General features: G+C 67.5%; 11 protein-coding genes. 8 read left to right on the forward strand and 3 right to left on the reverse strand.

Going from position 1 to position 10,691, the window contains the following annotated elements:
• Positions 1–19 precede the first annotated feature (19 nt).
• Genes M1M07_RS16540 through M1M07_RS16565 form a run of 6 tightly spaced genes read left to right on the forward strand, consistent with a single transcriptional unit; the run spans position 20 to position 6,707 of the window.
• Positions 20–898, forward strand: a complete 879-nt coding sequence (locus tag M1M07_RS16540; protein ID WP_248674907.1) for a VOC family protein — start codon at positions 20–22, stop codon at positions 896–898.
• Positions 895–2,226: an amidase gene (locus tag M1M07_RS16545; RefSeq protein ID WP_248674908.1), complete on the forward strand. Its 1,332-nt coding sequence runs from the start codon at positions 895–897 to the stop codon at positions 2,224–2,226. The genes M1M07_RS16540 and M1M07_RS16545 overlap by 4 nt, the downstream gene beginning before the upstream one ends.
• Positions 2,223–3,560: an acetylornithine deacetylase gene (locus M1M07_RS16550; protein WP_248674909.1), complete on the forward strand. Its 1,338-nt coding sequence runs from the start codon at positions 2,223–2,225 to the stop codon at positions 3,558–3,560. The genes M1M07_RS16545 and M1M07_RS16550 overlap by 4 nt, the downstream gene beginning before the upstream one ends.
• Complete coding sequence (locus M1M07_RS16555) at positions 3,557–4,321, forward strand: aspartate/glutamate racemase family protein (RefSeq protein WP_197252014.1); 765 nt, start codon at positions 3,557–3,559, stop codon at positions 4,319–4,321. Before M1M07_RS16550 ends, M1M07_RS16555 begins: the two co-directional genes overlap by 4 nt.
• A complete protein-coding gene (locus M1M07_RS16560; RefSeq protein ID WP_248674910.1) occupies positions 4,321–5,181 on the forward strand; it encodes an alpha/beta fold hydrolase in 861 nt (286 codons plus the stop codon). The genes M1M07_RS16555 and M1M07_RS16560 overlap by 1 nt, the downstream gene beginning before the upstream one ends.
• Entirely contained in the window at positions 5,178–6,707 is a 1,530-nt protein-coding gene (locus tag M1M07_RS16565; protein WP_248674911.1) for an NAD(P)/FAD-dependent oxidoreductase, read from the forward strand. The genes M1M07_RS16560 and M1M07_RS16565 overlap by 4 nt, the downstream gene beginning before the upstream one ends.
• Positions 6,708–6,840: 133 nt before the next feature.
• Here M1M07_RS16565 and M1M07_RS16570 read toward each other — a convergent pair whose 3' ends face one another.
• Together M1M07_RS16570 and M1M07_RS16575 are read right to left on the reverse strand one after the other, a co-directional pair.
• A complete protein-coding gene (locus M1M07_RS16570) occupies positions 6,841–7,665 on the reverse strand; it encodes a dienelactone hydrolase family protein (RefSeq protein WP_248674912.1) in 825 nt (274 codons plus the stop codon).
• A gap of 297 nt (positions 7,666–7,962) precedes the next feature.
• Positions 7,963–8,268 (reverse strand): hypothetical protein, encoded by a 306-nt coding sequence (locus tag M1M07_RS16575; RefSeq protein WP_197252010.1) that lies wholly within the window; start codon positions 8,266–8,268, stop codon positions 7,963–7,965.
• 442 nt (positions 8,269–8,710) lie between these two features.
• On the opposite strand from M1M07_RS16575, the gene M1M07_RS16580 reads away from it, so the two are divergent.
• Positions 8,711–8,893 (forward strand): hypothetical protein, encoded by a 183-nt coding sequence (locus M1M07_RS16580; RefSeq protein WP_248674913.1) that lies wholly within the window; start codon positions 8,711–8,713, stop codon positions 8,891–8,893.
• A gap of 51 nt (positions 8,894–8,944) precedes the next feature.
• On the opposite strand, the gene M1M07_RS16585 is transcribed toward M1M07_RS16580, so the two are convergent.
• Entirely contained in the window at positions 8,945–9,211 is a 267-nt protein-coding gene (locus M1M07_RS16585) for a helix-turn-helix domain-containing protein (RefSeq protein ID WP_197252008.1), read from the reverse strand.
• A 97-nt stretch (positions 9,212–9,308) separates the two neighbouring features.
• Here M1M07_RS16585 and map point away from each other — a divergent pair, with 97 nt between their 5' ends.
• Positions 9,309–10,082: a type I methionyl aminopeptidase gene (map, locus tag M1M07_RS16590; RefSeq protein ID WP_197252030.1), complete on the forward strand. Its 774-nt coding sequence runs from the start codon at positions 9,309–9,311 to the stop codon at positions 10,080–10,082.
• Positions 10,083–10,691: the final 609 nt, after the last annotated feature.

A 10,691-nucleotide genomic window follows, 5' to 3' on the forward strand; every position in this document is an offset into this window, starting at 1 on the left:
TTTCGAAACAGAGGACGATATGAGCATCACCCGCTTGGGCGCTCTGAGCGTCGACGTCACCGACCTCGACACCTGGCGCCAGGTTCTGGTCGATCTGCTCGGCCTGCAGGCACGCCCCCGGCACAACGACAACGATCCCCTGCTGATCCGGCTCGACGACCACCACCACCGCATCGCGTTGTACCCCGCGAACGAGGACCGGATCCGGGCCATCACCTGGGAGGTCGACAGCCTCGACGACCTCCGCGACGTCGCGGAGCGGGTCGCGGCCGAAGGTATCGACGTCGACTGGATCGACACCGGAGCGCCGGAGGAGAGACTGGCCGTCGCGGCGTTCCGGTTCACCGACGCCGAAGGTTTCCCCAACGAGGTCGTGTTCGGACCCACCATCGACCACACCCCGCTCGCCGGGGGAGGGGTGATCAGTGGCTTCGTCACCGGTGAACTGGGCCTCGGTCACGTGGTCCTGATGTGCCGGGACTACCCGGCCGCGGTCGACTTCTACACCCGCGTCCTCGGCTTCGAGCTCACCGACTACATCGTCTGGGACGGTGCGGATGCCACCTTCCTGCACTGCAATCCGCGGCACCACAGCCTGGCGCTGATGAACGAGTGCTTCAGCTTCACCGGCGGTGACTTCAACCACCTGATGATCGAGACGAAATCGCTCGACGACGTGGGCCGCGCCTACGATCTCGTCACCGGCGCGGGCATCGCACTGCAGATGACTTTCGGCCGGCACACCAACGACGGCGTCACCTCGTTCTACATGCGCACACCGTCCGGCTTCGCGATCGAGATCGGCTACGGAGGCGACACGATCGACTCCGACGACTGGGAGGTCAAGACCTTCCGCTCGCCGTCGCGGTGGGGCCACGAGCCGCAGAAGGTCGGATGAGTACCGTGACCGGCACCGAGGCCGTCTCTCCGATCGCCGATATCCTCGCCGACGAGCACCCCAGCGTCTCTGCCGTCGAGCGCTGTCTGGACCGGATCACGCAGCGCGACCAGGAAATCGGAGCGTGGGCGCACCTCGATCCGGCGCTCGCCCTCGAACAGGCACGGGCGCGGGACGCCGCGCCGCGACGGTCGCCGCTGCACGGTATCCCGTTCGGGCTCAAGGACATCATCGAGACCGGTGACCAGCCGACCGGCTACGGATCCGACCTGTGGTCCGGCTGGCAGCCCGCGCAGGACGCCGAGGTGGTCCGTCGGCTCCGGCGGGACGGCGCGGTGATCCTCGGCAAGACGACCACCACGGAGTTCGCCACCTACCGGCCCACCGCCACCCGGAACCCACACGGACTCGATCGAACACCGGGCGGGTCGTCGAGCGGGTCCGCGGCCGCGGTCGCGGACGGTCAGGTGCCGCTCGCGCTCGGTACCCAGACCGCGGGATCGGTGCTGCGGCCGGGATCGTTCTGCGGGGTGTTCACCCTGAAACCGACCTACGGGCGGTGGCCGTTCGACGGGGTCCTGCCCGTCGCGCTCACCTTCGACACCGTCGGCGCCTTCGCCCGCCATCCGGCGTGGCTGGGGGCGATCGACGAGTCGCTCTCGACCGACGGGTCCACCACCCCGCCGGCCGCGGTTCTTCCCGCGTTGCGGAACCTGCGCGTGGGGATTCTCCGGCCCCCGTGGGCGGACCGGGCCACCCCGGCCGCGGCGGCGCTGCTCGACGAGTTCGCGGAGAACCTGCGCGGGGTCGTGGCCGACGTGCGGGACGTGCCGGTGCCGGACGAACTGGACGCGCTGGACCGGGCGCACACCCTGGTCATGGCCGTCGAGGCGTCCGCCTCGCTCACCGACCGCATCGCGCGTCCGCATGTCGAACGGGTCTCCGAGCAGTTGCACCGATTCCTTCACGACGGGCGCACCGCCGCCCCCAGCGAGATCCAGCGGGCGCGCCAGGTGCTGCGCGACGTGCGAACGTTCGTCGGACATGCGTTCGACGAGGTCGATGTGCTGGTCACGCTCGCGGCACCGGGCGAGGCCCCGCCGATCGAGACCGGCACCGGCGACCCGGTGTTCAACAAGCTCGCCAGCATCGCCGGGTGCCCGGCGGTCGGCCTGCCCGCCGGGCGCGGGGTCGAGGGCCTGCCCCTCGGTATCCAGCTCATCGCGCCGCACCACGCCGACCAGGGGCTGGTCCGCATCGCGACGTGCCTGACCGATCGCGTCGGACTGGCGCATCGCTTCGAAGTCCACGAAGGGGGCCGACCGTGACCGACACTCTCGACACCACGGACGCCGTGACACTCGATCCCGCCCGGCGGGAGATGTACGAGAAGGTCTGCGCGAAACTGAATCCCGATCGATTCCGGGATCTGCTCGTCGACCTGGTGAACATCCACAGCCCGACCGGCCGGGAGCGTCCTGCGTCCGAGCACATGGCGAGCTACCTGCAGGAGAACGTCGGAATCGACGCCCGGTACCAGCCGATCTCCGAGCACACCGGCAATGCGATCGGCGAGCTACGGGGTAGCGGTGGCGGAAGCCGATTGCTGCTGTACGCGCCCATCGACACCCACATCGATCCCGAGGCCGACGTGCCGTGGGTCGGGAAGTCGTTGCGGCCCGACATGATTCCCGAGGCGAAGGTCGACGGCGATCTGGTGATCGGGCTCGGCGCCTCGAACCCGAAGTGCATGGTGGCGGGGCTGACCGAGGTGCTGCACGCGGTCGTCGACGCGGACCTGCCGTTGCTCGGCGATCTGGCGATCGGCTTCGCGGGCGGCGGGATGCCGGTGAGCATGAGCAATCGCGATCAGGTCGGGATGAGCTCCGGGGTGTTCCATCTGCTCACCCACGGCATGATGCCCGATCACGCGATCGTGCTGAAGCCGTGGTGGGCGGTGTACCCGGAGGAACCCGGGATGTGCTGGTTCAAGGTGACGGTGCGCGGCACGTTCGGGTACGCGGGCATCAGCCGCGGCACCGAGGGTTTCCGATCCTCGATCGTGCCCGCCGCCACGGTGATCCAGGAGATCGAAGCGTGGCTGCCGGAGTACACGGCGCGCAACACCTCCGGGTCGACGCTGCCGGAGGGCTGGATCTCGGCGGTCCGGTCCGGCAGTCCCGACAAGCCGGCCTTCCCGTCCGCAGCGACGGAGATCTATCTCGATGTGCGGGTCAATCCGCGGACCACACCCGGCGAGGTGCGGCATCAGTTCGCCGAGATGATCCGCGCCCTGCGCACGCGACATCCCGACATCGAACTGGACTGGGAGATGTACGGGTCCCTCCCGGGCGGCATGACCGACCCCGACAACTGGATCATCCAGAGCTGCCGACGGGGTTGGGAGGAAGTCGAGGGCAAGCCCTACGAGTCCACCCCTCTGCTGGGTGGGCAGACCGACGGCACTCTGATCCGCCGTCTCGGAATTCCTTGTGCCCGAATCGGTTACCCTTGGCCGCCAGCAAGTGCCCCGGCCGAACTCAACGAGGGTCTCGGCGGCATGGGTGTCGCCTCGGTGACCGACGTGATGATGGCGACCCGTGCCATCGCCTTCGCCGTCGTGGACACCCTGACCCGTACCCGAGAGGAACTCGACCTGTGAAACGTGTACTGAACATCGTCCCCGTCCCGGTTCCGCCGGAGGCGCTGGACGCCTTCGCTGCCCAGCTCTCCGGAGACTTCGTGCACCCGGCGTTCGAGAACGTCTTCGTCTCGGCGCGCAACGGCGGCGGCAGCCTCGACAGCGCCTACGAAACGACCCTCGCGGACGCGTTCGTGCTCGACGCAGGCTGTCGCGCCGAGGAGCAGGGCTACGTCGGGGTCTGCGTGAACTCGATGAGCGATTCGGCGCTCGCCGCCCTGCGGTCCCGGCTGTCCATCCCGGTCGTCGCGCCGAGCCAGGCCACCATGCTGCTGGCCTGCCTGCTCGGCAAGAAGTTCTCGGTGGTCACCATGTGGCCGCAATGGCACGAGCTCTATCACAAGGCTGCTCGCGAGAACGGCATCACCTCCCGACTGGCGTCGGTGCGCGACATCGGCGTCCGGCCGGATGCTGCCGAATTGCTGGCGGGCAAGGAGGATTTCGTCTTCGCGGCGCTCGAGCGCGAGGCGAAGGCCGCCGTTGCGGAGGACGGCGCCGACGTCATCATCCTCGGTTCGACGACGATGCATCAGAGCCACGCCCACCTGTCCACCGTCCTCGACGTTCCGGTGCTCAATCCCGGTGTCGTGGCCTACAAGATGTGCGAAATGCTCGTGCAGACCGGCCTGTCGCACAGCAAGCAGGCGTATCCCTCGCCCGAACGGCCGCAGGACGACCTGCTCGCCGCGGTGGCATCCGTCTTCCCCTCGAAGGAGTCCTGATGCACGTCGACACCAACCCCGAAGTTGCACAGACCATCCGAACCGGTGGGTTCGAGACCAACTACCACGACGTAGGGTCGTGTGACGGCATCCCGGTGCTGCTGCTGCACGGTTCCGGCGCCGGCGTCTCGGCGTGGGCCAACTGGCGGGGACTGATCCCGGTGCTCGCCGAGCAGCGTCGGGTGATCGCCCCCGACCTGGTCGGTTTCGGGTACACCACCCTGCCGGACCCGGTCCGCTTCGAGATCTTCGATACCTGGATCGATCAGATTCTCGCGCTGCTCGACGCCCTCGAGATTCCGAAGGTGCACGTGGTCGGCAATTCGTTCGGTGGGGGACTCGCGTTGCACCTGGCGGTCCGGCATCCGCAGCGGCTCGGCCGGATCGTGCTGATGGGAGCCGGTGGTGTGCAGTTCGACTTCACGCCCGAACTCGACGCGCTGTGGGGCTACACGCCCTCGGTCGAGAACATGAAGAAGATCATGGACATCATGGCCTACGACCGGTCGCTGGTCACCGACGAGCTGGCCGAGCTGCGGTACCGCGTGACGGCGCGGCCCGGCGCACAGGAGGCCTTCGAGCAGGTCTTCCCCGAGCCTCGCCAGCGGTGGCTGGACGCGCAGATCGTGCCCGACGCCGACCTGGCCGCGATCGAGCACGAGGTGCTGATCCTGCACGGCCGGGAGGACCGGGTGGTGCCGGTTGCGGCGTCGCAGAAGATGTTCGACCTGATCCCGAATTCGCAGCTGCACGTCTTCGGCAAGTGCGGTCACTGGACACAGATCGAGCATGCCGCACGCTTCCAGCAGCTGGTGAGTGCCTTCTTCGCCGAGGACACCGCGGGGGCCGATCGGTCATGACCGGCCAGGGACGAAGAGTCGCGGTGGTCGGTGCGGGGATCGCCGGCCTGTGTTCGGCGAAACTGCTGTCCGAGTTCGGATTCGACGTCCACGTCTACGATCGGACCCCGGACGTCGGTGGGGTGTGGAGTGTGACGCGGCGGTATCCCGGTGTCACCACCCAGAACAACAAGGGCACGTACGCGTTCTCCGACTTTCCGATGCCGGCCGACTATCCCGAGTGGCCGACCGGGGAACAGGTCCAGCGGTACCTCGACGACTATGTCGAGCACTTCGATCTCCGGCGCCTGTTGCGTTTGGACACCGAAGTGGTCTCGGCGGACCAGGATCCCGTCTCGCAGCGCTGGACGGTCACCAGCCGGAACGCCGTCTCGGGGGAGACCGCGGTCGAGGAGTACGACCGTCTGGTGGTCGCCAACGGCATTTTCTGCGACCCGTTCCTCCCGCCCTACGAGGGGCGGGAGGAGTACGAGGCCGCGGGAGGCCGGCTCTGCGCAGCCTCGGACTTCCACGACCTCGCCGACGCCGCGGACCGCGACGTACTGGTCGTCGGCTACGGCAAATCGTCCTGCGACGTGGCCGAGGCATTGAGCGACGTCGCGGCCTCGACCACCCTCGTGGCCCGTGAGGTCACCTGGAAGATGCCGCGCAAGCTCGCAAACGTACTGAACTACAAGTACATCCTGCTCACCCGTCTCAGCGAGGGACTGTTCGAGCACATCGAGCAACGCGGACTCGGGCGGTTCCTGACCGGGTCGGGGCGGTTCGTTCGCAACGGGTTGCTCGGCGGCATCGAGTGGGTCGCGCGTCGGCAACTGCGGCTCGACCGGACCGGGCTGGTGCCGGAGGGCTCGTTCGAGCGGATCGTGCGTCACGCGGTCAGCCTCGCCACCGAGGGCTTCTACGAGAAGGTCGAGGCCGGCACGATCTCGGTACGGCGGGGAAGGTCCATCGCGGTGCTGAGGGAGAAGGACGGGCGGCCGGTCGCCGAACTCGACGACGGCACGGTGCTGCCCGCGGACGTGGTCGTCTGTGCGACCGGGTTCGTGCAGCGAGTGCCGTTCCTGTCGGCGACGGTGCAGGAACGCCTGTTCGACGACGACGGCAACTTCCTGCTGTACCGGCAGATCCTGCCGAACGAGGTGTCCAATCTGTACTTCGTCGGCTACGGGTCCTCGCTGTTCAGCCCGCTCAGCGCCGAGGCGGCGGCACTGTGGACCGTCAACCACATGCTGGGAGGGGCGACCCCGCCGGTCGAGGAGCGTCGCGCGTTCGTCCGCACGCGACTGGACTGGATGATCGACCGTACCGAGGGCAAGCAGGCCCGCGGCACGAACATCATCCCGTTCTCTCTCCGGCACGTGGACGAGGTTCTCGACGAGATCGGACTGAACGTCGGCCCGGGCACCCGACTGCTGCAGTGGCTGCTGCCTGCCCGCCCGTCCTCGTACCGGCACGCCGCCCGGGAGCTGAAGCGGCGTCACTCGGTGACCGAAGAAAGGACGGTGGTCTCGACAGCGTCATGATCGTTCGGCTCGATCGTGCGACAGGGCTCGGCTGCCGTATGTCCCGGCACGCGGATCAACGAGGGATCTGCGGGTCGCGGTCATGTACAGCGCCGAGTCCGGTTGTCGGTGTCGCCACGGTCGAGGCGGTGGGTCACAACGGCGGGAACAGCCGGGTGCGGAACAGGTCGAGGACCTGGTCGAGTGCGTCCCGCGTCGGTTGTCCGGGTTCGTCGATGAGGTGTTCGGTGAGCACCGAGTGAGGTCCGAGGGCCGCTGCGGGATTGGCGGCGGAGTTCTCGAGCTCCACACCGACGAATGCCGGGCCCAGCTGCTCGCGCAGATAGGCGAAGCGTTCGGCACGGCAGTTCTTGTCGCCCTTGAATCGCAGCCCCAGGACCGTGAGTCCGTTGGCGCAGCGCTGTTTGACCTTCGCCAGATCGTCGGGGGAGATGTCGATCGAACGTCGTTGTCGTGCGGTGATTCCGTACGGCAGCGAGGGCTGGGAGAGCACCGGCGCCAGCAGACGGTCGTCGGTGGCCATCGCCAGGGCGTACCCGCCGGTGAAGCACATGCCGACCGCTCCGACCCCCGGCCCGCCGCACCGACGATGTTCGTCGGCGGCCAGGGCGCGCAGCCACGAGACGACCGGGGAGGTCTTGCCGGTGGCCAGCACGGTGAATTCGCGGCTGATGCAGGCGGGAACGAGCGACTCGGCGAACACGCGGGCCGCGCCCAGCCTGCCGTCGACGTCGGGGTCGGGGTAGGCGCGTCCCGGCCGGCCGAACAGGTGGGGCAGCACGGCCGTGCAGCCGATCGCGGAGACGCGGCGGGCGAACTCGAGCACTTTCGGTGTGATGCCGGGTATTTCGGCGATCACGATCACCGCCGGTCCCGTGCCCTGACGGAAGACCGTGCGCGTCTTGCCGTCGTGGGTGAAGGTGACACGGTCGAGATCGTGCAGGGAGTCGTCCGGCATGGATCGTGACGATATCCCGGTGCGGGTGAGGCCGGTGCGGCTTTCGCGCGAGTGCAGGCGGATCCACTGTCCATCAGCGCCCGGTCGGGCGGACCCTGGTTCCTCGGCCGGGTACGGCGTAGGGCCTTCTGTTCCTGATTCGGGATTCGATCGCGAACGGTCACGACCGACGAGGCTGTACGGGATGCAGAACCGGCTCCGGTAGTTCCGCCGTCCGCGTTCGAATGGTGGCTCGGTCATCCGAAGCCGGCTGCGTGCAACCTCTTCCTCTTCGTCGGGTGTCGGTCGGGGTGTGGATTACAGTGATCCGAACAGTTTGTCCGCAAACCACGTGGCCTGGCTCTGCGGGTGAGCTGTGTCGAATGTGGTTCCGGTCAGCCGCCCCTGGAAGTCGAAGCGCCCGGTGTACCGGCCTCGACCCATCAGGAATGTGAACTCGTCGTCAGTCGCCCGAGTGTCCCTGAACTGTGTAAACCCTGCCTTGCCATGGATATTGGCTCGTCCGGTGAACGAGCCGTTGGGGTCCTCGTCGGCGACTTGAACGTGCAACGTGAATCCGTTGCTCTGATGCAGGTCCCAGTTGCCTCGTACGTCTTTGGCCATGGTCGTATCCTTTCTTCGCTTCGGGACACCCGTCGGGCTTCGCCCGCGGGGCCCGGGACTCCCGCCCGGTCATCCGGGGGCAGGCCGTCGCGATCTGCGGCGACGTCCCCGCCCTCGATGCGGTGTCGAGTGGTGTGGACGGGATGATCCGATCCTGACGTAGCCGGGAACGGCAGTCGCGAGTAGTTCACTACTCGACTTTGCCGAAGCGAGCAACGTGGGTGGGGTCTCGCCGGCCGGTTCGGGCAAGCGATCGTGTGGGCAAGGCGATTCTTGTGGGCGTTCGTACCGATGGGAGCTACCGGCCACGTCACGGCTGTGGAAGGAGTCGGTACAGGTAGTGGTCGACGGGACAACACTCTTCTGACTCGACGCTGACCTTGTCACGATCGGGACGAGATGCCTGAAGTCGGATCGTGTACCGCCGGTTGCTAGGGAGCCGGTGATCGTTGAGGGGATGGCGAAAGAGTTCGAGACGCTTCTGGTTACGCAGGACGAACAGGCACCTCAGGGTCGCGATCGTCATCCGGTGCTCGGCAACTACGCCACCCACCAGACGCCGGCGATCAAGGCGCAGTGGAACACGGATCGCATGCCGTGCATCTGGACCAAAGACTGCGAATGAGATCCTCGAGCGCCACGCCTCATACTCGAACAGAATTCCTGACCTGGAACACTAGCCTGTTCGTTCGAGATCGGCCGGTGGCAGGCAGTGGCGGGCAAGATCGTCGAGCGAGATCGACAGCTCGGTCGCCAGTGCGGCGACCGTGGTGAACGCCGGTGTCGCCAGCCGCCCGGTTTCGATCTTGCGCAGGGTTTCGGGGGAGATGCCCGCGGCGGTCGCGACGTCGGCCAGGGTGCGCCCGCCGCGCGCGCGGCGCAGGTGTTCGCCGAGGCGTTTGCCGGTGGCGAGCTGTTCCGGGGTCAGGGGGAGGCGGACCATGGGGCCACCCTACCCGAACCGGTATGAAAATACCGATTCGATCCGCTAGGGTGGTATTTTAATACCGATTCTTCGACCGATGCAGGAGTGCAGATCGTTGCTGGAACTGAAGACGACACAAGAGATCGCGGCCATGCGGACGACCGGCGCGTTCATCGCCGATCTGCTCGACGACCTGACCGCCATGGCCAAGCCCGGCGTGAACCTGCTCGATCTCGAACATCGCGCGCGGCACCTGATCGCCGAGCGCGGCGCGAAGTCCTGCTATTGGGACTATGCACCCTCCTTCGGTAGCGGTCCGTTCCGGAACGTCATCTGTCTGTCCGTCAACGACGCTGTCCTGCACGGACTTCCACACGACTATCTGCTGCGGGACGGTGACGTGCTGACCATGGACATCGCGGTCTCGATCGACGGATGGGTCGCCGACTCCGCGCGCACCGTCATCGTCGGCACGCCGCGACCCGAGGATCAGCGGCTCGTCGAAGCCACCGGACGGGCCCTCGAAGCCGGAATCGCCGCGGCCCGACCGGGCAACAGACTGGGCGACATCTCGGCGGCGATCGGCGCAGTGGCAGCCGAGTACGGCTATCTCGTCAACACCGAATTCGGCGGCCACGGCCTCGGTCGCACGATGCACGAGGATCCGCACGTACCCAACACGGGACGTCCCGGCCGCGGCCTGAAACTGCAGCCCGGCCTGACCCTGGCACTCGAACCGTGGTTCGCGCAGGGCACCGACCGGATCGTCTACGACCCGGACGGATGGACCATCCGGTCCGCGGACGGATCGCGCACCGCGCACAGCGAACACACCATCGCGATCACCGACGGCGACGCACAAATCCTCACGCTTCCCGCGGGTCTCTGAACCGAGTGCGGTGCGCGGATCCGGTGGGGTGAACGCCGACCGTCGACTAGATTCGTTCGCACGGCTGGAGCCGGGTGCGCCGGCCTCGTCCAGAGCGGAGTGCCATGACCCTGATCGGCGGACTTCCGGCCCATGTCCTGCTCGTTCATGCCATCGTGGTCCTCGTGCCGCTCGTCGCACTCGGGGTCGTTCTCTCGGCGCTCTGGCCGGTCGCGCGCGTCCGGCTGGTGTGGCCCACGCTCGTGCTGGCCGTCGTGCTGCTCGTGCTGACCCCCGTGACCACCGACGCGGGGGAATGGCTCGAGCAGCAGCTCGGGGAGAGCCCGCGGATCGAGACCCACGCCGACCTCGGCGAAACCATGCCCTGGGTCGTGATCGCCCTGTTCGTGGCGGCGCTGCTGGTCGCTGCCGTCCATGTGCTCATCGCCCGTGAACGCATCCCCGTCGCCCGGGTGAGGATCGTGACCGTGATCGTCGCGGTCGTCGCCGTGATCATCGCCGTCGGCGCGGTTGTTCAGGTGTATCGGGTGGGGGAGTCCGGTTCCCGGGCGGTGTGGGAGGCTGGCTCTTATACACATCTGACGCTGCCGACGACTTAATAGGTGTAGA

The sequence above is a fragment of the Rhodococcus sp. HM1 genome (assembly GCF_023218075.1).
Taxonomy (GTDB): Bacteria; Actinomycetota; Actinomycetes; order Mycobacteriales; family Mycobacteriaceae; genus Rhodococcus.